Raw genomic sequence first — 24,646 nt, forward strand, 5'->3', positions numbered from 1 at the left:
GGAAACCGTAACAGGCATCGGGCCGCATGGCCCGGTGCCACAAAGGCGGATGACATGACTGCATTTGTTCTGAAACGGCTTGGCTTTGCCGTGATCACGCTGTTTGCGGTGCTGACCATCGTGTTCTTCATCGTGCGCATACTGCCCGGCGATCCGGCGATGGCGATCCTGGGTGATCAGGCCAGCCAGGAGGCGCTGATCGCGCTGCGTCAGCGTCTGGGGCTGGACCAGCCGCTGATCCTGCAATATTTTGACTTCCTGCGTGGAGTCATGGTCGGGGATTGGGGCGTTTCGCTGGTCTCGGGGCGCCCGGTGATCCAGGAGATTGCCAAGGTGCTGCCCGCGACACTGGAATTGACTCTCGCCTCGCTCGTGCTGGGTGCGGTGGTCGGGATCCCCCTGGGGGTCTGGTCGGCGGTCAAACGTAACAAGCTGCCCGATTACATCACGCGGATGGCCTCGTTGCTGGGGCTGTCTTTTCCGGCCTTCGTCTCGGCCGTTTTGCTGCTGTTGGTCTTCGCAATTCACCTTCGCTGGTTCCCGGTGATCAGTTCGGGTCAGGGCGGCAGCCTCGGTGAGCGACTGCAAAACCTGGCGCTGCCGGCGATCAACTTGGGCCTGATCATGGCTGCGTATATCACGCGGGTCACCCGCTCGGCGATGCTGGAGGTTCTCAATCAGGATTATGTCCGCACCGCCCATGCCAAGGGGCTGGCCTTTGCCGTCATCATCCGCCGCCATTGCATGCGAAACGCGATGATCCCGGTGGTCACGGTGGTGGGGCTGTATCTGGGCATCTTGATCGGCAACTCGGTGCTGACCGAGATCGTGTTCAACCGCCCCGGATTGGGCAAGCTGATCATCGGGGCGCTGAATCAGCGCGACTATACCATGCTGCAAGGCATGATGGTGATCTACACGCTGATCGTGGTTCTGGTGAACCTGCTGACCGATCTCACCTATGGGCTGATTGACCCGAGGATCAAATACTGATGGCACATCCAAATTCTCCTCCGACCCTGTCGCGCGGTGCCTACATGCGCCGGTCACTTGCTGTTGCGACTGACGGGATGCTGCGCGCATTCAACACCAACAAGACCTCGTGGGTGGGGTTGGGTCTCTTCCTGCTGATCGCATTGATCGCGCTGCTGGCACCGTGGATCGCACCCTATGACCCGCTGGATCAGAATGTGCTGAACCGGCTGAAACCACCATCGGCGGAACATTGGTTCGGAACTGATTACTATGGCCGTGATACCCTGTCGCGGATAATGTGGGGCGCGCGGATTTCGCTGACCATCGGCATCATGGCCATCGGCGCCGCTCTGGTCATCGGATCGGTGATCGGGCTGGTGGCCGGATATGTCGGCGGGCGCACCGATATCATCATCATGCAGACGATGGATGTGCTGTTGGCCTTTCCCTCGCTGATCCTCGGTCTGATCGTGGTGGCCATGCTGGGGCCGTCGGTGGCGAATCTGGTGATCGCCATCGCGCTGACCTCGATCCCACCCTTTGCCCGCATCGCCCGTGCCCCCACCATCGCGGTCAAGAACCGCGAGTTCATCGAGGCGGGGCGCGCATTAGGATATTCCGATACCAGATTGATGTTTGGTCATATTCTTCCAAATATCGCTCCGGAGATTCTTGTCATGGGATCCTTGTGGCTGGCCACCGCTATCCGGGTCGAGGCCTCGCTGGCCTTTGTCGGGCTGGGCGTCAGCCCGCCCACCGCCACATGGGGCGGCATGATCCGCGAAGGGTTCGAGAACATTCTCGACAGCTTCTGGCTGGCGCTGTTCCCGTCGATCGTGATCCTGGTCGTGGTTTTTGCTCTGAACCTGCTGGGTGACGGGCTGCGCGATGCGCTCGATCCCAGACTGCGGGGTGAAGGATGAGTGCCCCGCTTCTGTCCGTTGACGGGCTGACCACATCGTTCCGGGTTGATCGTACGTGGGTGCCGGTGATCCGAGATATCAGTTTCGACATTGATCGTCGCGAGACAGTTGCCGTGGTCGGTGAATCCGGGTCCGGGAAATCCGTCACCGCCCTGTCAATCATGCAGTTGATTCAGAAAGACATGGGCCGGATTACGGGCGCGATCCGGCTGGACGGGGCCGACCTGCTGCAGCTGGACGACACGGCCATGCGCAAGGTGCGCGGAAATGACATCGGTATGATCTTTCAGGAACCGATGACCAGCCTGAACCCGGTGCTGAAGGTGGGGTTTCAGATCGCCGAAGTGCTGCGAGAACATCGCGACATGAGCATGGCAGAAGCCAATGCCGAAACCCTGCGCCTGTTCGATCTGGTGCGCATTCCTGATGCCAAACGTCGCGCCAACGAACATCCGCACAGCTATTCGGGCGGAATGCGACAGCGCGCGATGATCGCGATGGCACTCGCCTGTCAGCCCAAGCTGTTGATCGCGGACGAGCCGACGACAGCGCTGGACGTCACGATCCAGGCGCAGATTCTGGAATTGATCCGCGATTTGCAGGCCGAGACCGGCACTGCGGTGATGTTCATCACCCATGACATGGGTGTGGTGGCCGAAATCGCGGACCGTGTGGTCGTGATGCTCAAGGGTGACAAGGTCGAAGAGGCCCCGGTCGCCGAACTCTTCGCGGCGCCAAAACAGGGCTATTCCAAGATGTTGCTGGGCGCGGTGCCACGTTTGGGAAGCCTTGGAGATAGCGCCACGCCACGGCGGTTCCCCAAGATGGACCTTACCGGAGCGGGCGCGGAACCTGCAAACGAACCGGACGCCCGGGGCGACGTGATCCTTGACGTCAAGGGTCTGACAACGCGGTTCCCGATGCGCGGCGGACTGTTGGGTCGGATCAACGGCAACGTCCACGCGGTCGAGGATGTGTCATTCAACGTGCGCGCCGGAGAGACGCTGGCACTGGTCGGAGAATCCGGATGTGGCAAGTCGACCACCGGGCGCTCGATCCTGAGGCTGGTCGAGCCAGCGGCGGGCGAAATCCATTTCGAGGGACAGTCGCTGATGCAGGCCAACCCCGAGGCCATGCGCCAGGTCCGGCAACGGATGCAGATGATCTTTCAGGATCCCTACGGCTCGCTCAACCCGCGCAAGTCGATCGGGGCCGCCATCGCCGAGCCGCTGCGCGTGCACGGGATCGCGCAGGGGGCAGAGATCGACGTTCGGATAGCCGAGTTGCTCGACCTTGTCGGACTACCGCCCGAACATGCACTGCGGTTTCCGCACGAGTTTTCCGGTGGGCAGCGGCAACGGATATGTATTGCCCGCGGGCTGGCGCTGAATCCCCGGCTAATCGTGGCGGACGAATCGGTTTCGGCGCTGGACGCGACGATCAAGGCACAGGTGGTGAACCTGATGCTGGAGTTGCAGCAGAAGCTGGGTGTCGGATACCTGTTCATCAGCCATGACATCGCCGTGGTGGAACGGATCAGCCACCGGATCGCGGTCATGCTGCTGGGCGAGATCGTCGAGATCGGACCGCGCGCCGAGGTGTTGGCCAACCCGCGCCATCCCTATACGCGCAAGCTGATCGAAGCGGTGCCGGTGCCGGACCCCTCCAGCAGGGGCCATCGCCGCAACCTGATCACAGACGAGTTGAAGAGCCCGGTGCGCCCTCTGGACTGGACCCCGCCCCTGCGAGCAATGGAACAGGTCGGGCCGGATCACTTTGTCGCCGACCATTGAGCAATTCACAGTAGACCTGAATCATCTAACGCCGCCTGAAATCATAGATTTCAACGCGTTAGGTGATACCAGATGACCCAAATTGAACGCGAAACACTCTAAGCGAGCGAAACTTGATATCCCGCTGGCACAGCGCGCCAATCTAGTTGAATGCGGACGGCGCAACGGCCTACAGTGCGCCCGAGGCAGAGTATCAGGAGAGAACCATGCGCAGAGCCGTCTTTGCCGTGCTTGCGGCGACCGTTCTGGGAACGGTCATGGCCACCAAACCGGCAGAAGCCGGGCCTTTTGGGTTGCATGAAGTCATCGGCGTCGAGGATGATGACATGTTGAAATTGCGCGCGGGGCCGGGAATTGGCTACAAGATCCTGCTCGGACTTCCAAATGGCACCGTCGTGCGGCTTCACGGCTGCGATCAGACCGGTGGCACGCGCTGGTGCAAGGTCTCTCTCAAGCAATCGCGCGCGGTCAAGGGATATGTCTCCTGGGCCTATCTGCAGAAGATTTGAACCAAATCGGGGCAAGTCGCCAGTTGAATGCAGGGGTCTCAGATCGTTGAGGCCGCTTCAAGCTTGGCATCTGTAAACTCGGCCAGAAACGCCTCAATTTCCGGGCGGCTCTGGAAGAGGCAAGAGGCGGTCGATAGCGCGTCGGCAAGCGCGGCGGACCTTGCGGAAACCGTGATCTCGCGCCAGTTGCTTTGCGTGGGCAGACCCGTGCGGGGATCAAGGATGTGCCCCACAGTTTCGCCCTCGTCAAACGTGGTGCCAAGTGGCGCTGACGTTGCAAGCGCACGGGTGGATATGGAAACCTCGCCGCCTGCCGCAAGCTGCACGCGCCAGGCACCGCCACCGGGCCGTCCACCGAGGGCACGGATCTCGCCGGTATCGATCAGTATGTTCGTCAGCCCTTCGGCGGTCAACATGCTGGCAACACGGTCCGCGACATATCCCTGCGCGATGCCGTTCAGGGTCAGCGCCATGCCCGGTCGCATGGAAATCCTGTCGGGCTCCAACGAGACGTGGGCCCAACCCGTCAGTGTACGTGCCCTTGCAAGCGCACGATCTTCGGGCAATTTGCCAAGGGCCGAAGCCTCGGCATAGCTCGCCCAGAGTGGTTGGATGGTCGGATCAAACCGCCGTCCGCTCGCGGCATGAACCGCACCGGCCAGTGACAGGCATTCCAACAGTTCGAACGGCGGGCCTTGCAATGTACCGCTCCGGTTGAGCTCTGACAGCGCGCTGTGGGGGCGAAAAAGGCTGAAGATATCTTCCAGCCGGGAGATCTCGCTGGCGACGCGGGCACAGATCGCCTGGGCGTCGGGATGAGCCAGATGCAGCGAGGCGCGGGCACCAAGGGCGGTGCCCTGCCAGACATGCACCGGCTGTGCGAACGCCCCACCTGGCAAGGCGATGGAGGCGGCGCTGATGGCAAGGAAACGGCGGCGATTGGTCATGGTCTACTCTCCGGGTTTGCGCGTCAGGGCGCGCAGGCGGGCCTGAAAATCGGCATCCTCGGCGGCCACACCAAGATCAACAGGGGCCAGAACGGCGCTGTCCGGGATTTCATCCAGCCGCATGGCCTGCCCTCCATTGGCAGCCGCGAAACGGGTGGCGCTGTCCGGATCTGAAAAGGGAACGATTTCGGGCGCGCCCATGCCGCCAACAGCCGTCCCTCCTACCACATAGATTGCGTCGTTGGCAGCAATCCAGTTGGTCGCGCCGGGCGCGTCCCAGCGAGCCCCCGGAGCCGCCATGTCACTGACCCAGACGGCCAGAATGTCGTGGCTCTGTTCGGGCATCCGCATATAGGCCACGGCATCCCGGACCTGGCTGAAAAACAGCGGCGCACCGGGCAGCCCGCCCAGATGTGCTTGCGCCTTGGGACCGTCATGTTCCAGCAGGTTCATCTGGCAATAATGTCCGACAGCATCTTCGGTGAGCGGCAGGGCGGCAATGTCCTGCGCCGCCTCTTCCTTGCAGGCCGTCAGCGCCAGCAGCCCCAATGCAAACAGCGCGATCCTCATGGTTCAACCCTTCGAAACGACAAGGCGGCCAGGCCCAGTGCGACCGGCGGCCAGAGCAATACGGATAACAGGGATTGCCATTGCGGGATTGCATTTGCCGCGCCGCCGACACCCGATGACGCTGCCATGGCCTGTGCAGCGCTCAGGTTGAAGAGGCGGAACGCGTCGGCCGGATTGGCGAGCAATGCGACAGGAAAGATATCGGTCGTGAAGGTGCCGCCTTCGTCGGCCACCACCGCCGCCAGCAAACCCAGATCATAAAGCACCACGAGGCCCAGCCACAACCCGATTGCCAGCCCCGCAGCGCCGGAAACCCGGCGTGCCATGGAGGACAGGGCGTAACCAACCCCCAGAAAGGTGGCGCCGAGCAAGACAGATGTCCAGGTCAGCCGCCAGAGCGCTCCCAGCCCGGCGACGGCGTCGGGGTCTGATGAAAATGTGATTGCCGCCGCGACACCATATCCTGCAAGGATCGCCACGATCATGATCGTCGTATGGGCCAACAGTTTTCCCGCCAGCACCTCCCACCGGGCAATCGGGTAGGTCAACAGCAACGGCAATGTCCCGCGTTCGATTTCACCTGCCACGGCGTCGAATGACATCAGCAGCGCCACCAGGGGCACCAGATAGACCGACAGGGACGTCAGCGAGGCCACGACAACAGACAGGCGGTCCGCCCCGAGTGCCCCGGTCGGCGCGGACCCGGCAGCCGACAGAACCAGTGAAAAGACCACCATCAGCAATATCGCGATCAACACCCAGCGATTGCGTCGTGCGATATGCATTTCGGTCAGGGCGGTCGAGAGGATGCGCCGGATCATTGGCCGTCCCTCCGGCTGAAGTGGCTGTAGATGTCTTCAAGACTAGGCGGGACCACGTCGAAATCCGCGACCTTGGATTGCAGCGCGGAAATGCGCGCCAGCGTTTCGAGTTTGCTGTCCTGCGTGCAGGTCAGTTGCAGCCCACCATCCACCCGGATCGCGCCGGGCAATGCCGCCAGAATGTCCGGTTCGTACCCATTGAGCGCGGTGACATGCATCGCAACCGGCAGCGCGGCCTCGCGCCGCAATTGCGGCAGGGTGCCCTCTGCTACCATTTGACCGCCGGACAGGATCAGCAGACGATCAGTCCGCGCTTCGACCTCGGTCAGGGCGTGGCTCGACAGAAGGATCGCGGCACCATCAGCGGCCAGTGCGTCGAGCAATTCGTAGAAATCGCGCCGCGACACGGGATCAAGACCGCTGGTGGGTTCGTCCAGCACCAGCAGGCGGGGATGTCCGATCAAGGCCTGGGCCAACCCGACGCGCTGGCGCATACCCTTTGAATAGGTGCCAATCCGGCGTTTGGCGGCAATCGCCAGCCCGACGCGGTCAAGCACGGCCATTGCGCCCGAAGGGTTCAGATTGCGCAACCGCATGAAATGACTGACCTGTTCCACGCCGGTCAGCGCGGGATGAAAGGTCGCGTTTTCCGGCAGATATGCAACCTGCGCACGTGCAGCGGCCCGCCCGGGAACCGCGCCGCAGACCGATACGTCGCCGCTGTCCGGTGTGATCAGGCCAAGGATGATCTTCATCAGGGTGGATTTGCCGGCACCATTGTGGCCAAGCAGCGCCACACGCTCTCCAGGCGCCACGCGCAGCGAGACATCGGACAGGGCCGCGACCCCGTCAAACGTCTTAGTGAGATGCGAGATCGTCAACGTCGAAGTCATCAAGGTCACTTTCATTTCGTCTGGCTGCCGCCTCGGCTTCCATCGCCGCGTACTCGGGTGGCACAGGGATGCCGGGTGCCGTCATCAGCGGCGCGCTGTCGACCACGCCGCCGGGCAATGTCGCGGGAAAACTGGATTGCGCCCATCGGATCAACTGCACCACGGGCGCCCCGGTCAGGAGCGAGGCCGCGGGTTGCGACCACAGGATGTGGTCCATCAGGTCATTGGGGCGAAAGGCGCTGTCGGCGATCCCGTCCCCGCCAAGGTCGAATCCGGGGTTGTCCGACCAGTAGTTGCCGCGCCCGTCATAGCTCCATTCGATATCGCGGGTCCCGACGTATTTCACCTGAGTCCGGCTGCCGATGAAAGCATTTTCTGTCAACACGTTACGCTCTGATCCTGCAGTGAAATGGATGCCGATATTACAGCCCTCGAACCGATTGCCATAGATCAGGTTCTTGTGGGCATTGTAGATGAAGGTGCAGCGGTTGGCCCCGCCGCGCACGAGGTTCCCGGATACATCGGCATTGTTGGCATAGTTCAGCATGACGCCGTGGCTGATGTCGGACAGGCTGAGATTGTCCTTCACCACCACCTTGTTGGAGAACATGATAGCATAGCCCAGATGGTTCCCGATCGACACGTTCCCCGACACTTCGGAGTCGTTGGTGTACATGTAGTGCACGGCAAATCGGAGATCGCGGAACAGGTTGTTGCGGTAGATGCCGGTGCGGGATGCGTTCGAAAAGATCCCGTCGCGGCCCCACCGGACCGCGTTGCCCTCGACCAGCGTTCCCGGAGAATTCCAGACATAGATGCCGTTGCCGCGATCGTTCATCCGTGGGTTGCGTGTCCCCTCGATGACGTTGTTCCGCACCTGCGCATCCCGTCCACCATGCACGTCGACCCCGTGCAGGTTGCCCAGCAGGCGGTTGTTTTCGATCACCGCGCGGTCGGCTTTCTTGAGGATCTTGATCCCGGCATCCAATGCCTGGCTGTCCTGCCCGGATCCGGTCACGGTCAGATCCCGGATCGTGACATCGGCGGCGTCTATGGTCAAGACGGTGCCCTGCCCCGATGCGTCGATGACCGCCCCGTCCCGTCCGGTCAGAGTCAGCGGCCGGTCGATCACAACCGGGGCTTGGTGGTGACCCGGCTCAAGGATCAGCACATCGCCGGGTTCTGCCCCGGCGATGGCATTTGCAAGGTTCCCCGATCCCGGCAGCACGCTGGTCTCTGCGGCCCAGAGGGGCAGAGCGATCAGCAATGACAGCACGAGGATCAGAGGACGCAACATGGCTCAGCTTGCCTTTGGTTCGACGAACATCCGGCCGCGCATCTCCATGTGGAGCGCGTGACAGAACCATTGGCAGTAGTACCAGTAAACCCCGGGCTGGCTGGCGACAAACGTCACCGATGAAGTCGCCAGTGGCCCGATCTCCATCGCGAGACCGTGATTGCCCAAGGTGAACCCGTGGGTCAAGTCGTCGATGTCGTCGAGGTTGGTCACATAGACCGTCACCTCGTTGCCTTGCTCGACTGTGAAGGTTTCAAGCGAGAATGCCGGCGCGTTGCTGGACATATAGACGCGCACCTTGTTTCCGTCGCGGATAATGGTGTCTTGCCAGTCATCCAGATCGACGCCGTCCGCCTCGGCCTGTTTGCGGGCATCGGCCCACATCGGGTCGTTGCGGTCCCAGACAGACCGCGGGTTGACCTTGGAAGGATCGACAAGGATCGAGTCGTGCGGTTCGGCAAAGGTCGGCCCGTCGTGGATCAGGGTCATCTTGTCGCCGTCGATCGCGAACAGCTGTTCGTTCTCCGGCTTCAGCGGGCCGACATTGAGGAACCGGTCCTTGGAGAACTTGTTCATCGTCAGGTAGTATTTGCCGCTGGCGTCAAGTGTTTCGCCCATGACAGTCGAGTTGTGGCCGGGCTGGTAATGCACGTCCTGTTTGGTGATGATCGGATTCACGTCTTCGCCATTGAAGAGCTGGATCGCCTTTTCGAGGTTCCACTTGACCACCTGGCTGTCCAGGAACAGCGTGGTGAAACAATTGCCCTGCCCGTCGAAACAGGTGTGAAGCGGCCCGAGCCCCAGTTCCGGTTCCGCAACCACGACACTGCGCGGATCGGCATCCTCGTTGAACACCGCATCCAGCTTGCGCACGTCGATCACCGACACCGTGGGCGACAGTTTGCCCGCGATGCACAGGTGAATCTTGTCCGGCGCCATGTTGCAGCCATGCGGGTTGTTCGGGATCGGGATATAGCGGGTATACTTGTTGTTCTGCCCCTTGCGCCCGTCCAGAACCTTGACACCGTTCAGCTCCTGAAAGTCGCCGTTTGCGATGCCTTTCTCGATTTCCGCAATGTTGAAGACAACAACATGGTCCATGTCGGCCTCTGTCATCTCGGCCAAGGTCATGCCCATTTCCGAATTGTAGGAGGTCGAGAAGGCATATTTGCCGTCATAGTCACAATCGGTGTTGTCGAGGTTTCCGGTCACCATCACCTGCCATGCCACGGTCATTTCGTCGGCGTTGATGGCCGTGTAGAAATTCACATATTTTTCCGGCTCATCCAGGATCTGGCCGTCATTGACCATCGGCACTTCGTCTTCGCCATTGCAGAAGACATAGTTGGTGCGCGGCCACTTCTGCGGGCGCAGGCCATGGATCGCCTTGGCGTTGGGAATCTCGATGATCTTGTCGCATTTCATCACGTCGCACCGCACCCGCGCGACGCGGGTGTTGGCCTTGTCGTTCATGAACAGAAAGCGGCCGTCATATGTGCCCTCTGTAAAGGACATGTGCGGATGGTGCAGATCGCCATTGGGTGGGAACTCGAGACCGTTTGCGGCGAGGTATTCCTTGGTCTTGGGCAGCAGCCCTTCGGTCAGGATCTTCTTTGATTCATTGGTGATGCCCCACCCTGTCGCCGAGCAGGTGTTGAACACCGGCACGCGCATCAGTTCGCGCATCGACGGGATCCCGAGAATCCGCATTTCGCCGCATTGGCCCGACGACCAGAACCCATAGAATTCGTCGAGCTGCCCCGGACCGACCTCGGCACCGGCAGCGGCGCGCGCGCTTGTGGCGCCCGCCAGCGTGGCGGCGCCTGCAACGGCCGTTCCGGTCAGCATCGCACGCGAACCGAATGCCCCGGCAATCGCGGCACCTCCGGCAGTCGCGCCCAGCAGGTTCCGTCGTGAGATCGGCAGTTTCTTTCCCTCGGACATTGGTTTTCCTTTCAGTTTTGGGTTTTGGGTTGGTTCGGGTGCCCTGCGAGGTTCCGTGAAAGATCAGGTGCCGCGCCGACCTTGGCGCGCCGCCTGATCTTCTTGATGACAACCGGGCAGGTGGTGGTGGATTGATAGAGCACCTGGCAATGCAGGCAGTTGATGCATTCGTTCGGGTTGATTTCCCCGGTCGGATGTATCGCCTGTACCGGACACTGATGCGCGCAGGTCTGACAGGGGTTGCCGCATTCATGATAGCGCTTCAGCCAGTCGAACATCCGAAGTCGCGCCGGAATGGCCAGCGCTGCGCCAAGCGGGCAGAGATAGCGGCAGAAAAAGCGTTCCACGAACAACCCGGCGACCAGCAGCGCAACGGCATAGGCCACGAATGGCCAGGCACGGACAAAGTTCAGAATGATCGCGGTCTTGAACGGCTCGACCTCGGCCAACCGCTCGGCCTGTTCGATACTGGTCAGCGAAACGCCGAAAAGACCGAGGAAGATCATGTATTTCAACGGCCAAAGGCGTTCGTGCAACCCCCATGGCAATGTCCATTGCGGAATGTGCAGCGCCCTGGCCACTCGGTTGAGAAGTTCCTGCAGCGCGCCGAACGGGCACAGCCAGCCGCAATAGGCCCCGCGCCCCCAGAACAGCAGCGCCGCCGCTATGGAAAACCACAGGATGAAAGTCAGCGGGTCAAGCAGGAAGGCCTGCCAGCTGAACCCGGACACAAGCGAGCCAAACAGCGCCATCAGATTGACGACAGACAGTTGCGCATTGGCATACCAGCCGAGATAAACCAGAGTGACCGTCAGGAACCCGATGCGGAACCAGAAAAAGACACGTTCATTGCGGGTCGCGTAGGTCTGAAAGAAGAACGCGCCAGTCAGCGCGGTAAGCATGAGGCCCAGCACCGCGATCTCGACCTTCTTGCCAGCCCAGATGCGTTTCCACAGCGCCTGCTGTGCGGCGCTTTCGGTTTGCGATGACACTTCCTGCACCTGGGCCGGAACCTCTGCCGGAGGCGGTGGCGCGACAAGGCGCAGGTATTTGTCCGGTAGCTGATAGCCCAGATCGAAGGTGGTAAAGACCTTTTCGATCGCGCCCACTTCGCGCTGTACCAAAAGCTGGATCCGGAATGGCTCGGTCGGGTCAAAGCCGCTGTCTGTCGGAATCTTGAAGAGATCCATCTCGTTGAATGCCGGTGCACCATCGGCGGCGGTGGAATTGATGCGCTTGTGCATGCGGTCACGGAACCGCACGGAAACATCATGCTGGATCAGCACGATCCGGTCGAAAATACCGCCGCGCACATAGCCGGAACCCTTGAAGGAATAGAGCCCTCGCCCGAACACGGCGATGGCGTGTTCACCCTCTTTTAGCCAATCCTCCAGATTCTCGGCCGGTGCGTCGCCCAGCAGGGCACGCGCAATCGTCGGGGGCGACACAAGTGCCACCTGCATGCCGATGAACGTGGTTTCCGGCGCTTCGGTCAGGGCCCGCTTGGCCGCGCGCGGATCGTCCATCGCGGCAAACGCAGCGTTGACCTGCCCGACATCCAGCGACAGACGCCGCAGGGTCCCGTCGCCTTCCAGCGTCATCCAGTCAGCTGCGGCCTCGGCATCCGGGTCGATCTCGAAACGCGGGCCGGTGTCGGGCTCCTCCACCGCGAGCCCGCCCAGCCCCAGTTGACGCACCACCTTGAGCCCGGCACGAATAATGGAATCGTCGATCACCATGATGGTGACAGTCGCGCCCGAGATGATGTCGAGTTCATGCGCGGTGCCGCCGGATTCAGCCTCGGCCACAAGGTCGAGACCCCGGTATCCGGCCACCAATGCCTTTACCTTGGAATCCGGAATGCCGATCAGGACAATCGGCTCGGAGTGTTTGAGCAGTTCAACCCCGATCACCTGGGCGTCATCGTCGACGGCGACCATCGTGTGAATGGGTTTCCCCGAATAGCCGGTGGTCGAAACGAAATCAGAGGTGACGAAGGCCCACCCGATGCGTTCTCCGTCCCGGAGCACCTGCACCGCCGCGATATCCGGATGGATGGTTCCGAAGGCGTCGGCCACTTCCACAAGGTCGCTGGCCTGCACCTTGGGCAGCAGTTTTGAAAGAACCGATTGCGCCGACGCCGGCAATGCGCAAACGAGCATCACCGCGAACAGGGCCATGGTCGTCATGAAGAATCGATGGATCGTCATGCAGTGGCGTCCTTGAAATTGGATCGCCCTCTGCCGAGTTCAGGATTGCCGATCGCCACCTGATCAATCCCGATCAGGTCAGGTGCGGTCGGCTTGGAATGGCGCGCAACCGGGGGGCCGCGCGGCATGGGGCGGGTCATGTGTTTTTGGATGAGGAAAACGTGTGCAAGACCAGGTTTATCCGGCGCGTCGATCAGCACCTGACTCAGCGTCGCGCCGCATGGCGGGCCAGCGAAGGACACGGAGATGTGGCAGCAGACCTGGCAATCCAGACATCCGCCATGTGGCTCGACAGGCGTTCCGTCGGCATCGACATAGAGCACTTCAACAACACCGTTGGCACAGATTTCGGAGGAAAAGACCGCACCCTCGGCGCGGTCCCCAGCCATGGCCAATGGACCGTATAGGGCAAGGCCCAGTACCAACAGAGCCCGGAACATCTGGAGCATTGCGAATTTCATGCCCCCGATCTAGCAAACTGCTGGACGTCGATATTTGTGCAAGCGCAAACAGCGCAGAACAAAGTTCCACGAAATGAGCGGTGCAGGGCTAAGTCCCGGTGCCGCCTGTTCAGCGTGTTGGTTTTGCCTGATTTCGAAGAACGTCGGAGTGCTACCTTGGCCAGAGGTGCAACCCTGCGCGCTCGTTCAGTCACAGGATCAAAACACGCGTCCAGCGTTTGTAATGGAGTCGTTCATCTTCATGACTAATTTTGATATGATATCTATATTTATTATACTTACATCACCAAACTAAAGCTCTACATGAACGCAACAAACGATGAATATTCTCGAAAACTGCCATTAAACCGATGCCAGGTTTCTCAACAGGATGTCCGCGCCTGTGTAGGTGCTGCAGGCGCACGGATTGCCCCTGCAAATCGCTGTCATGATCTGCAAGTGCCCTTGCGCCCAAACCTGGTACCGGCCACATTCCCCTAGACAAGGGGACCGAACCACTTGCGACCCCACCAGCATCGGCGTCCTGCCAATCTGGCCCGCAAGTGCCCCCTTGAACCCGAAAGGATTCCCCTAAAGATGATCGACCTTTATTCGTGGACAACGCCAAATGGACGCAAGGTTTCCATCCTGCTTGAAGAACTAGGCGTGCCCTACTCCGCCCATGCGATCGACATCACCAAGGACGAGCAATTCGCACCGGAGTTCCTGAAGATCGCGCCCAACAATCGGATTCCGGCCATTGTTGACCATGAGACCGGGCAGACCCTGATGGAAAGCGGCGTGATCATGCTATATCTTGCTGACAAATATGGTAAATTTCTGTGCCAGGGCGCTGAATACTGGCGCATGATGGAGTGGTTGATGTGGCAGATGGGTGGCTTTGGCCCGATGCTCGGCCAGGTTCATCACTTTGTGAAGTACAACAAGGGTAAATCCGAATACAGCGAACACCGGTATTTGGCGGAGGCCAGTCGGCTCTACCGCGTGCTGAACAGCCGATTGGACGGGCGTGACTACATCGCCGGCGAGGGTCGGGGCGAGTATTCCATCGCCGACATGGCCTGCTGGCCTTGGGCCGCACGCTTCGAGTTTCACGAAACGGACCTGAACGCCTATCCCAATGTACGTGACTGGTATGTGCGTATCGCCGGACGCCCAGCGGTCCAACGAGGCTTTCAGGTGCCCAAATATGTGTCTGAGGTGCCCTTGCCGTGAAAGGCTGTCGTGTCTCGCTCATGCTGTGCATGGCATCATGCCAATACCGCCGCCAGTGCGCGTCAGCCAATGCTGATCCCAGCCGCTCGCAGGCCCACCTTGGTCGGGGCTAGACAACCCGGACACTGCCAGACATCCGCTATCGCGGCTTGCTACATGGCACCAGAGGGATACAATCGCATGACATCCGATGCAGAATCCAACCTTTGGGGTATCAACAATGTCCATTGTGCTCGATCGCCGCAGCTTTCTTGCCGGCACCGCAGGCTTTATCGCGCTGCATCCGTTCTCGGCAAATGCCGCACCCAATCAGGCACATTTGCGGATCATGGAGACGACAGACCTCCACGTACATGTTTTTCCGTATGATTACTACGCAGACAAGCCGCGCGATACCATCGGGTTGGCCCGGACCGCATCGTTGATCCAGGCCATCCGCGATGAAGCCTCTAATTCCCTGCTGATCGATAATGGCGACTTTCTGCAAGGCAATCCCATGGGAGATTACATTGCCTACGAACGAGGCATGAAGGACGGCGACACGCATCCGGTGATCCAGGCCATGAACACGCTTGGGTTTGATGCCTCGACCCTTGGCAACCATGAATTCAACTACGGTCTCGACTTTCTTATGAAATCGTTGGCCGGTGCGAATTTCCCTGTCGTCAATGCCAACGTCGCCCTGGAAATGGGAGCAGGTCCGACTCAGGACAAAACGCTGATCCCGCCCTATGTCATTCTCGACCGAATGGTGACGGATGGATCGGGGGCAGAGCATCCGATCAGGGTGGGTCTTATAGGGTTTGTGCCACCGCAGATCATGAACTGGGACCGCCGCCATCTGGAAGGCAAGGTGCAAGCGCGGGATATTCTGGAGACCGCCAAGGCGTATGTCCCGCAGATGAAGGAACAGGGCGCAGATATCATTGTCGTTCTGTCCCATTCGGGCATCGGCGCGGCCAACGCCTCAGACGGCATGGAAAACGCCTCGGTCCCGTTGGCCGGACTCGACGGCGTTGACGCAATCCTGACAGGACACAGCCATCTGGTCTTTCCATCCCCGGACTATGCGGATTTCGCCGGGGCAGATGTAGATGCCGGCACGTTGATGGGCACACCGGCCACAATGGGCGGCTTTTGGGGGAGCCATATGGGCCTGATCGACCTGCTGGTCGAGAAGGACGGCACCGACTGGCGCATCGTTTCCGCCGAAACCGAGGCGCGCCCGATAGCCGAGCGCAACGAAGACCGCTCTGTCACGCCGCTGGTTGAAAGCGATCCCGAGGTGTTGGCATCAGTGCAGGCCGAGCATGACGAGACGCTGACCTATGTCCGTCGCGCCGTCGGCAAGACAGATGCGCCCTTGCACAGCTACTTTGCGTTGGTCGCAGATGATCCCTCGGTCCAGATCGTTTCCATCGCGCAGCTTTGGTATATTGAGCAGATGATGAAGGGCACACCGCACGAAGGTTTGCCGATCCTGTCCGCGGCGGCCCCCTTCAAGGCGGGTGGCCGGGGTGGCCCGGATTACTTTACCGACGTGCCGAAAGGCGACGTTGCGATCAAGAACGTCTCTGATCTCTATCTCTATCCCAACACGGCCCGCGCAGTGCGGGTCACCGGGCAGCAGGTCAAGGATTGGCTGGAACGGTCTGCCGGCATCTTCAATCAGGTCACACCCGGCGCGCAGGATGTCGTGCTGCTGAACCCCGCGTTCCCCAGCTACAACTTTGATGTGATTGATGGAGTCACCTACCAGATCGATCTGTCGCAGCCGTCGAAATATGACCTCAAAGGCGAGCTGCTGGATGCAACCGCAAATCGGATCGTCAACCTGCGCTACAACGGCGCGCCGCTGGACATGGCGGCAGAGTTCATCATCGCGACGAACAACTACCGTGCAAGCGGTGGTGGCAGCTTTCCGGGGGCGACACCGGACACCACCATATTCGAAGGCCCCGACACCAACCGCGATGTCATCGTGCGCTATATCGTCGAAAAGGGCACGATCAGCCCGCGCGCCGAAGGCAACTGGTCCTTTGCCCCGATGGAAGGCACAACGGTCCTGTTTGACACCGGCCCGGCAGCCAAGGCCTATCTCGATCAGGTGGACGCAAAGATCGAAGAAGCCGGAGATGGCCCCAACGGTTTTGCGCGCTTTCGAATCTCACTCTGACGGCTCTGGTGTTCGACCACTGACGGCGAACCCGAAAGACCGTCCTGAAAGCCGCGTTGCCGGTCGTCTATCGGCAATGAAGGCGGATGTGACACGCCCCGGTCACATGGAAATCCGTCAAGCGGCTACGCGTTCGCCGCACCGCTCTTGCAGGTAGTATCCACATAATACCCGTTCCAATTCCTGTTGCGCTAAGGTTCCGCACAACACAGACGTAACGCGGAGGATGTCTTGGCAAAACTTGTTCACTCAATGATACGGGTCCTTGATGAAACCCGGTCACTGGATTTCTACGCGCGCGCTTTCGGATTGGAAGTTGCGGACCGGCTCGATTTCGAGGGGTTTACTCTGGTGTACCTGTCGAACCCTGAAAACACGTTCGAACTCGAACTGACGATCAACAAGGACCAGACCGACCCTTACGATCTCGGCAACGGGTACGGGCATATCGCCTTTGTCGTCGACGATCTCGACGCTGAACACACCCGGTTCGAGGCGGCCGGATTTTCACTGCGCAAGATCGTCGATTTCCAGCAGGAGGGCAAACGGCTTGCCCGTTTTTTCTTTGTGCAGGATCCGGACGGGTACGAGATCGAGGTCATGCAGCGTCATGGACGCTTCCAATAACACCAAAAACAGTCAGCCAAGGGAGGAAATCTTGACTATGCACATACCAGCAAGAGACTTGAACCGACGCCAGCTATTGCAACGCGCCATCGCCGCAGGCGGGGTTGCGGTTGTCGGCACAGGCTTTATCGCAGCGCCGAACGCAGCATGGGCGCTCGAAGTGACAACAATCACCGAGCATCAGATGGCGACACTCATCCAGATGGCGCGCGATATCTACCCGCACGACAAGGTCGGTGACGAGTATTACGTGATCGCCGTCAAGGGCTATGACAGCGAGGACAGCAAAGAGGTTGTCGCGCAAGGCGTGGCCAAGCTTGATGAACTGGCGCAGGCTGCGGGTGCCGACAGTTATCTTGTCACCAAATGGGAAGACAACCGCGTCGCCCTGCTCAAGCAAATCGAAGATGACGCCTTTTTCCAGACGGTACGCGGCGGGCTTGTGACAGGGCTCTACAACCAGAAAGCGGTTTGGTCGATCTTTGGCTACGAAGGCGAGTCATATAGCCTGGGCGGCTATATCGACCGTGGTTTCAACGACATCAACTGGCTGTAGGGAGACAGATCATGGTTGCTAAATTTGACATGACTGATGACAGCGTGGTCGTTGTGATCGGCACCGGTGCCGGCGGCGGCGTATTGGCCAATGAACTGGCACAAAAGGGCGTGAAAGTTGTCGCGCTGGAGGCTGGCGGTCGGTACCTGCCCGATGATTTCGTCAATGACGAATGGGAGAGCTTCGGTCAGTTGGCCTGGCTCGACAAACGCACAACCTCGGGTGACTGGCGCGTGGCCAAGGACTTTTCCGGTCTGCCCGCATGGATCGTCAAGGCCGTTGGCGGAACCACCACTCACTGGGCTGGCGCCTCATTGCGTTTTCAGGATCACGAGTGGAAAGCACGCACCACCTATGGCGAGGTCGAAGGCGCTAACCTCCTGAACTGGCCCATCGATGGCGAAGAAATGGCCCCCTACTACACTAAGGCAGAAGACAAGCTCGGTGTTACACGGACCGGCGATCGCGCCGGCCTGCCGGGAAACAACAACTATCTGGTCTTTGAGAAGGGCGCGAAGGCGCTCGGCTATGAAAAGGTCAACACAGGCCGCATGGCCATCAACAGCGCAGACAATGATGACCGGCTCGCCTGTCAACAGACCGGCTTTTGTTTTCAGGGCTGCAAGTGGGGTGCGAAATGGTCCTCCGCCTACACCGACATACCGCGCGGCGAGGCTACGGGCAATCTCGAGGTGCGCGAGCATGCACATGTCGCCCGGATCCTGCATGACGAGGCAGGCAAGGTGACCGGCGTCGAATACTTCGACAAGGACGGCAACCTGAACCTGCAACAAGCGCGCGTGGTCTGCGTGGCGGGCAACTCCTTTGAGAGCCCGCGCATGCTGCTCAACTCGGCCAGCTCGATGTTCCCAGATGGTTTGGCGAACTCTTCGGGAATGGTCGGCAAGAACTACATGCGCCACATGACCGGTTCGGTCTATGCCACATTCGATCAACCCGTAAAGATGTGGCGTGGCACCACGATGGCGGGGATCATCCAGGACGAGTCCCGTCATGATCCAAGTCGCGGTTTCGTCGGCGGCTACGAGATGGAGACCTTGTCGCTCGGCCTGCCTTTCATGGCCGCCTTCCTGAACCCGGGGGCGTGGGGCCGTGGCTTTACCACCGCGCTGGATGCCTATGAAAACATGGCCGGCATGTGGTTGGTGGGCGAGGACATGCCACAGGAAAGCAACCGCGTGACCCTCAACTCGGATGTGACCGATCAATGGGGTCTGCCCGTGGCGAACGTCAACTTCTCCGATCACGCCAACGACATCGCCATGCGCGAACATGCCTACAAGCAAGGGGCTGCGGTTTACGAAGCCGTCGGGGCGACGCGCATCTTCCCGACGCCACCCTACCCGTCGACGCACAACCTGGGCACCAACCGGATGTCCGCCGACGCAAAGGATGGGGTTGTCAACAAATGGGGGCGCACCCACGACATCGACAACCTCTACATTTCGGACGGATCGCAATTCACGACGGGCGCGTCCGAGAACCCGACGCTGACCATTGTGGCGCTGGCCATCCGTCAGGCGGACTACATCGCGGGCGAGATGACCAAGGGCAACCTCTAGGGCAATACGCGTCAAACTTGGGGCATCTGCTATCACCTATCGCGCTGAAACCCATCAGTTCAGGCAGCGTTGGGTGGTTTAGGGTTGGCGCGAATTGCCCCAAGGCGCACCCGACGTGAAACCGAAAGGCTCCGCATTTTGCCGTGGCTCATTCCGGCATCCGGGTCACAACTACAGCGCCTATCGAGACTATTTCTCGGTAGGCGTTCGATTTTGGGGCAAGAAATTATTTAGTGAAGGAACGGGTTCTGAGGGAGAAAGGTTCCTTGACCACACATTCGAAAAAGATGCGCGCCAGAGCTTCAGATTTTCCAAATCTGGCCAATATCGCAGTCGGCCCACGGAGGCTATCTTGATGTTCAGAAAACAGGAAGGTCTGATGGTCAAGAGTCTTCCGCAACTGTCCTCGGAGGTAGCTTACCCTCCTTTTTCGTCCAAAATCAACCTGAACACCTATGGTGATCCGGATTGTGGGAACTCTGGAGTTGCTCAGGATTTTTCTTTGCCGGCCTTCAAGGGACCAGGAGCACAGCAGAGGACGAAGGCTGTCGTCATCGACATTGATACACGCCAGCCGACAACCGTTCGAGAGAAGACGTCGACAACAAATGCGACGTAAACCATGCCCTGCCATGTGGATACATAAGTGAAATCGCTGACCCAGAGCTGGTTTGGCGACTGCGCTTTGAATTCGCGGTTCACTTTGTCGTCCGGGCAAGGCTGAGAGATATCCGGGTTGGTCGTGATGGCTTTTTTGCCGCGAACAACACCCTGTAATTCCATCGCTTTCATAAGACGTTCGACCGTACAGCGGGCAATGTCGCGGCCCTCGCGCCTGAGCTGGTGCCAAACCTTTCGGGCACCATAGCGGCCACGGCTTTCATCGTGAACGCGCCGAATTTCCTTGCTGTCCGCCACATCTTGGCGCGCCCTGATTGAGGCACATTCAGGATCACGTCTGACGGCCATATGAGCATAATAAGACGATGGTGCGACCGGCAGGACTTTGCAGATCGACCCGACACCAAAGTCCGCGCGATGATCATCGATGAACAAGATCATTTCCTGAACGGGCGGTCGAGCTCCACCTGCGCAAAATAGGCAGAAGCCTCCTTCAGTATCTCATTGGCTTGACGCAGTTCCCGGACCTCGCGCTCAAATTCCTTGACCCGGGCTTTCTCTTCACTGATCGGCCCGTCGCGGGCGCCGGAATCGCGTTCCGCCTGTCGGCACCACGCACGCAGGCTATCGGGCGAACAACCCAGCTTAGGTGCAATCGCTTTATGAGCACCATTGTCGCTGCGATATTCGGAGCGTTGTTCATGGAAAAGCCGGACGCCGCGCGCGCGGAATTCAGCCGTGTAAGTCGGGGTGTGTTTTCTCTGTGTCATAGGGTCCATCCTTGGAGAGTTTTACTCTCCGCTAAACCCGGGGCGGTTCAGTTGCGGGCAGCGATGCGGATTTGGATGTCCGCGACCTGCCGATCAAAATCGCAGGCCATGAGTGATTGACCCGACAACTTGATACAATTCATCTTGCTCTCGACACGGCTCCTGCGGTGATATCCACTCCATCTTCGCCAGAGCGCACGGCCCAGATAATGTGATGCCTGTACCGCCTCGTTGCGCGCGACGGCACCGACGCTGGCAGGCTTCCAGGGCTTGGCATTCTTGCGGGGCGGCACGATGGCATGAGCATCACGTGCGGCAATTGCTTCATGGCATTTTCGGGTGTCATAAGCGCCGTCCATTGCCCGGCAGGCGAATGCGTAGCGATCTGCCGAGAGGGGGCGGTGACGCTACCAATGTCCTGGTCATGTGGAATTTGGTGCAGCAACTCCGGCAACATCGGAGCGTCGTCAACATTGCTGCTGGTGACGTCGACGGCCCGCGCCTCCAGCGTCTCCTCATCAATCCCTGTGTGTATCTTGCCCAAACCCTGCGTTTCGGGCCACCGTGCTTGCGGGCGTTCCATTCGCCTGCACCCTCCGCTTTGATACCGGTGCTGTCCACTGCCCGGCAGTGCATTGCGCAGCAATGTCACGAGAGGGGATGAGCAGGTTCAGCGGGCATTTGGAGCCGCTACTCGGTAGACCACATTCAGCGTTTGCTGGCGACGACATAGGGTGCTGAAATCTGGCACCGGCCAGTTCAGCCCGACCAGCCGCAACAGGCTCTGCACGAACCCGCTCGTCTGCCGAAGCGGCATGCCAAACAACACCTTCAAGGTGAGGCAGGTCTGAATGGCCGCGTCACTTAGACATCGCCGCCGACCCCGCGCCGGCTTCCTCTGTCGCAATGCCTGGATCATCGCCGCCTTCAGTCCGCCGCGCGGTTGTGCGTAGATCGCGGCATAGATCGTCGCGTGGCAGACGCGCTGATCGGGATCATCGGGATGCATGGTCCTGAGCCTGTCTGCGATCTTCCCCGCTGACCAGCGCAAATGCTCCAGCTTCCCCTGACCCAGATATGCAGCGCGCTGCCTTTGATCAGCCTGCGAGGACGCCGGCTTCGCAACCGCCGCGCGTCATTGCTGCAACGCGCTGACACCGGGCTGATGGCCATCGTCCCCACGGCCACGGATGAGTGCTCGGCAAAAATCACGCCACGTTCCTCGCTATTGAGGTGTTTGTATCGTCTGTCCATCGCAACATCCAAAGCGCTCGGGACTCTGGGTGTGGCACTTGAATCCTGAAGCCAAGAAGCCAGCAGGTCGCAAAGCAAGGGCTTCCGCATATTGTAGCTACGCATGAGGCCCGGTGTGCTATTGCTGGGCCAACCAACTGAAAAACTAACAGGTCAAAAAGATGCAAGAACAAATGCCCCCGGCAAGGTTTTTGCCGGGGGCATCTTCATGTCCCAAATTCCGGAATGAGCCAATTTTACCGCAGGGCCTTTTTTGTCTCTGCGGTGTTATCGTCAGTGCTGCCCTTTGGGAACCGACTTTCTGGACCCGCGTTTGCGATTGTTCTCCGCTTCGATCTTGAGGATTTCCTCGGCGGGCAACATATCGAACCCGTCCGAGTGCTGAGTCGGGATCAGACCCTTGAGTTGAAGATCAATTTGACGAAGGCAACACACGCGCAGGAAGGATGTGAAATTGCCGAGATCATGCCCCTCATCAATCGACTCATTGTAAAGCTGATGAAGGAGTTGCGGCACGTTCATATCGTCTGCGGCAGCAATTTCTTCGAGGATCATCCAGAACATGTTTTCCAGCCGGACACTGGTCACCATTCCTTCCATGCGGATAGAGCGCGTCTGGCTGGCCCAAAGATCCGGGTCCGCTCCGATAAACAGTCTGCACATTTCTTTCCCCCCTCACGATGATCGCGTTGAAATGCTAGCCCATATGCCGGGCGCAAGATAGCCTGACATTCACCCCACCGAACGGCCTGTCGCGAAAGTGCTGGAACCGGCCTAGCCTCTTGTGGAAATGCGCGGATAGGCCTCTGCCGCATAGTCCGGAATGCCCCTTCGCCCTTTTGCTTGGTGGCTCTGGACCGCGATATCTTTCCATGTCTGGTAGTCCGAGGCGAGGTTCAGGACCGGCCAATCGCTGCCGAACAGCAGCCGCCTCTCGGGGAACACTTCCAATACATGGCCGATGAAGGGTTTGAGATCCGCTTCACTCCAGTTCTGAGCCGCTTCGGTTACCAGGCCTGAGACCTTGCAGAACACGCGCTCGTCCTGCGCGATGTCCTTCAGATCACGCGCCCAGACATCAAAAGCGTTGTTGCGGATTTCCGGTTTGGCACAATGGTCCACTACCACGCGCAGATCAGGGTACTTTGCAAGAAACACCAGCAGGTGTTTCAGGTGGCGCGGCATTACCAAAGCGTCAAATGTCAGGTTGTGGTCGACCATCGCCGCGATGCCGCGGCCCAGCGTATCGCGCAACATCCATCTGTCATCGGGAATGTCCTGAATCATCGGGCGCAGGCCGACGAGTTTTGGATGTGCTGCAAGCCGAGCGATGGAATCAGGAGCCGTTTTCGCCTCAAGATCGACCCATCCCACCACGCCGTGAATCCAGTCGTATTCGTCAGCGAGAGACAGCAGGAACTTGGTTTCGGCCTCGGTGTCGGCCGCCTGAACGGCGATTGTTCCATGAATACCCGCAGCGTCGAGCAAAGGCTTCAGATCCTGAGGCAGGAAATCGCGATAGAGCGCCTCCAGTTCTGGTGTCAGCCAGCCATAGTCTCCGCGGTCGAGTTTCCAGAAATGTTGATGTGTATCGATAACCATCGTCTCTGCCTTTGATTTTGGACCTCAGGTGCGCCAGACGTCCGCCTCTGAGGTACCGCCATAGATTGCCGTCAGTTCCCTGGCCAATTGGCCATGCAGGAGGACCACTTCTTCGAGTGTCGGAACCTTCAGATCATCAACGCGTTCCAGATAGGGACAACTCAGCACCGCAGCGGCACGTCCGCCCGGATCAAAAATCGGGAAAGCGATATTGGTCACGCCGAGCGCGGTTGTCGACGGCATCTGTTCATAGCCGAGGTTGCGAATGCGTTCGATGTGACCCGAAAGCCCATCTCGGTCGATCGCCGGCTCGCCAACGGCCAACCTGTGCTGTTCGATGAGGTCTTCGATTTCATCGTCACTGCGAAAGGCCGCCAGAACCCTTCCGGAGCCGGTGTTCCACAGCCCGACGACGGTGCCGGTCTTCAACGCCAATCCCCAGTTGCCGGGCGATTCCGCCGAGGCCACGATCACGATATCCCCGTTGCTCTCCATTCCCATATGGCAGGATTGCCAGGTCCTGCGCGTCAACGCGCGCATTCTCGGCAATCCATGCTCGATCACACGACCGATCGGTGGATGCCGTTGAGAAATCGAAAACATCTTGAGGCTCAGCGAGTAGCGGTCGCCCGACAATGAACGCGTGACATAGCCGCGACGCACGAGCGTCGAGAGCATGCGGTAAATCTCAGAGGGGGACCGGTCCAATGATCTTGCGACTTCGCCCTGCGTCAGACCCTCACCATGACTGGCCAGAAGCTCGATGATGTCGAGTCCCTTCTCAAGAGCCGGAGCGCGGTACTTGTCGGTGGTGTCGTCCATGCCAGCCCTGACTTCCTCTGCCCAGGGGATTTTCGGGCACAAGGTAATTCAAGTCAAGATTGATTTATAAATGAATA

The 24,646-nt window shown here is 59.6% G+C and carries 22 protein-coding genes, 1 pseudogene and 1 other annotated feature; of the genes and pseudogenes, 9 read left to right on the forward strand and 14 right to left on the reverse strand.

The genetic code is table 11. The features are described 5' to 3' along the window. Nucleotides 1-54: 54 nt before the first annotated feature. From QO231_RS17300 to QO231_RS17315, 4 genes are all read left to right on the forward strand, one after another. A complete protein-coding gene (locus QO231_RS17300; protein ID WP_316779219.1) occupies nt 55-993 on the forward strand; it encodes an ABC transporter permease in 939 nt (312 codons plus the stop codon). Next, the gene (locus QO231_RS17305) at nt 993-1,898 is read left to right on the forward strand and encodes an ABC transporter permease (RefSeq protein WP_316779223.1); all 906 of its coding nucleotides are present in this window, start codon (nt 993-995) and stop codon (nt 1,896-1,898) included. The genes QO231_RS17300 and QO231_RS17305 overlap by 1 nt, the downstream gene beginning before the upstream one ends. After that, nucleotides 1,895-3,691, forward strand: coding sequence for an ABC transporter ATP-binding protein (locus QO231_RS17310; RefSeq protein ID WP_316779226.1), 1,797 nt, complete (start codon nt 1,895-1,897; stop codon nt 3,689-3,691). The genes QO231_RS17305 and QO231_RS17310 overlap by 4 nt, the downstream gene beginning before the upstream one ends. Nucleotides 3,692-3,897: 206 nt before the next feature. After that, nucleotides 3,898-4,200 (forward strand): SH3 domain-containing protein, encoded by a 303-nt coding sequence (locus QO231_RS17315; RefSeq protein WP_316779229.1) that lies wholly within the window; start codon nt 3,898-3,900, stop codon nt 4,198-4,200. Nucleotides 4,201-4,238: 38 nt separating this feature from the next. Here QO231_RS17315 and QO231_RS17320 read toward each other — a convergent pair whose 3' ends face one another. From QO231_RS17320 to QO231_RS17355, 8 genes are read right to left on the reverse strand one after another with little or no spacing between them, the layout of a single operon-like run. Then, a complete protein-coding gene (locus QO231_RS17320) occupies nt 4,239-5,147 on the reverse strand; it encodes an FAD:protein FMN transferase (RefSeq protein WP_316779232.1) in 909 nt (302 codons plus the stop codon). 3 nt (nt 5,148-5,150) lie between these two features. After that, nucleotides 5,151-5,717 carry a nitrous oxide reductase accessory protein NosL gene (locus tag QO231_RS17325; RefSeq protein WP_316779235.1) on the reverse strand — a complete coding sequence of 189 codons (567 nt, stop codon included), beginning with the start codon at nt 5,715-5,717 and terminating at the stop codon, nt 5,151-5,153. Beyond that, the gene (locus QO231_RS17330; protein ID WP_316779239.1) at nt 5,714-6,538 is read right to left on the reverse strand and encodes an ABC transporter permease; all 825 of its coding nucleotides are present in this window, start codon (nt 6,536-6,538) and stop codon (nt 5,714-5,716) included. Before QO231_RS17330 ends, QO231_RS17325 begins: the two co-directional genes overlap by 4 nt. Beyond that, nucleotides 6,535-7,431, reverse strand: a complete 897-nt coding sequence (locus QO231_RS17335; RefSeq protein ID WP_316779241.1) for an ABC transporter ATP-binding protein — start codon at nt 7,429-7,431, stop codon at nt 6,535-6,537. Before QO231_RS17335 ends, QO231_RS17330 begins: the two co-directional genes overlap by 4 nt. Then, nucleotides 7,397-8,728 (reverse strand): nitrous oxide reductase family maturation protein NosD, encoded by a 1,332-nt coding sequence (locus tag QO231_RS17340; RefSeq protein WP_316779243.1) that lies wholly within the window; start codon nt 8,726-8,728, stop codon nt 7,397-7,399. The genes QO231_RS17335 and QO231_RS17340 overlap by 35 nt, the downstream gene beginning before the upstream one ends. 3 nt (nt 8,729-8,731) lie before the next feature. After that, the gene (gene nosZ, locus QO231_RS17345; protein ID WP_316779245.1) at nt 8,732-10,672 is read right to left on the reverse strand and encodes a TAT-dependent nitrous-oxide reductase; all 1,941 of its coding nucleotides are present in this window, start codon (nt 10,670-10,672) and stop codon (nt 8,732-8,734) included. An 11-nt stretch (nt 10,673-10,683) separates the two neighbouring features. Next, nucleotides 10,684-12,882, reverse strand: coding sequence for a 4Fe-4S binding protein (locus QO231_RS17350; protein ID WP_394356617.1), 2,199 nt, complete (start codon nt 12,880-12,882; stop codon nt 10,684-10,686). Beyond that, entirely contained in the window at nt 12,879-13,343 is a 465-nt protein-coding gene (locus tag QO231_RS17355; protein ID WP_316779247.1) for a hypothetical protein, read from the reverse strand. Before QO231_RS17355 ends, QO231_RS17350 begins: the two co-directional genes overlap by 4 nt. A gap of 576 nt (nt 13,344-13,919) precedes the next feature. On the opposite strand from QO231_RS17355, the gene QO231_RS17360 reads away from it, so the two are divergent. The 5 genes from QO231_RS17360 to QO231_RS17380 all read left to right on the forward strand — a co-directional run bounded on the left by QO231_RS17360 (nt 13,920) and on the right by QO231_RS17380 (nt 19,500). Then, the gene (locus QO231_RS17360) at nt 13,920-14,558 is read left to right on the forward strand and encodes a glutathione S-transferase family protein (protein WP_316779250.1); all 639 of its coding nucleotides are present in this window, start codon (nt 13,920-13,922) and stop codon (nt 14,556-14,558) included. 220 nt (nt 14,559-14,778) lie between these two features. Further along, nucleotides 14,779-16,734, forward strand: a complete 1,956-nt coding sequence (locus QO231_RS17365; protein WP_316779252.1) for a bifunctional 2',3'-cyclic-nucleotide 2'-phosphodiesterase/3'-nucleotidase — start codon at nt 14,779-14,781, stop codon at nt 16,732-16,734. A 231-nt stretch (nt 16,735-16,965) separates the two neighbouring features. After that, a complete protein-coding gene (locus QO231_RS17370; protein ID WP_316779254.1) occupies nt 16,966-17,361 on the forward strand; it encodes a VOC family protein in 396 nt (131 codons plus the stop codon). A gap of 37 nt (nt 17,362-17,398) precedes the next feature. Continuing rightward, nucleotides 17,399-17,917: a twin-arginine translocation signal domain-containing protein gene (locus QO231_RS17375; protein WP_316779257.1), complete on the forward strand. Its 519-nt coding sequence runs from the start codon at nt 17,399-17,401 to the stop codon at nt 17,915-17,917. Between the two features lie 11 nt (nt 17,918-17,928). Further along, nucleotides 17,929-19,500, forward strand: a complete 1,572-nt coding sequence (locus tag QO231_RS17380; protein WP_316779259.1) for a GMC family oxidoreductase — start codon at nt 17,929-17,931, stop codon at nt 19,498-19,500. Nucleotides 19,501-19,989: 489 nt separating this feature from the next. On the opposite strand, the gene QO231_RS26170 is transcribed toward QO231_RS17380, so the two are convergent. The 6 genes and pseudogenes from QO231_RS26170 to QO231_RS17405 form a co-directional block, all read right to left on the reverse strand. Continuing rightward, a complete protein-coding gene (locus QO231_RS26170) occupies nt 19,990-20,556 on the reverse strand; it encodes an IS3 family transposase (protein ID WP_394356618.1) in 567 nt (188 codons plus the stop codon). Next, nucleotides 20,488-20,604, reverse strand: a sequence feature (AL1L pseudoknot). It overlaps the preceding gene by 69 nt. Next, nucleotides 20,559-20,891, reverse strand: coding sequence for a transposase (locus QO231_RS26175; RefSeq protein ID WP_394356619.1), 333 nt, complete (start codon nt 20,889-20,891; stop codon nt 20,559-20,561). Its footprint overlaps the feature before it by 46 nt. 47 nt (nt 20,892-20,938) lie before the next feature. Continuing rightward, nucleotides 20,939-21,900, reverse strand: a pseudogene (locus QO231_RS17390) (IS5 family transposase). Nucleotides 21,901-22,418: 518 nt separating this feature from the next. Then, the gene (locus QO231_RS17395; protein WP_316779261.1) at nt 22,419-22,808 is read right to left on the reverse strand and encodes a ribbon-helix-helix domain-containing protein; all 390 of its coding nucleotides are present in this window, start codon (nt 22,806-22,808) and stop codon (nt 22,419-22,421) included. Between the two features lie 111 nt (nt 22,809-22,919). Further along, the gene (locus tag QO231_RS17400) at nt 22,920-23,747 is read right to left on the reverse strand and encodes an amidohydrolase family protein (RefSeq protein ID WP_316779263.1); all 828 of its coding nucleotides are present in this window, start codon (nt 23,745-23,747) and stop codon (nt 22,920-22,922) included. Between the two features lie 24 nt (nt 23,748-23,771). Further along, complete coding sequence (locus QO231_RS17405; protein WP_316779269.1) at nt 23,772-24,569, reverse strand: IclR family transcriptional regulator; 798 nt, start codon at nt 24,567-24,569, stop codon at nt 23,772-23,774. Between the last annotated feature and the right edge of the window lie 77 nt (nt 24,570-24,646).

It is taken from the genome of Sedimentitalea todarodis, from assembly GCF_032595355.1.
GTDB lineage: Bacteria > Pseudomonadota > Alphaproteobacteria > Rhodobacterales > Rhodobacteraceae > Sedimentitalea > Sedimentitalea todarodis.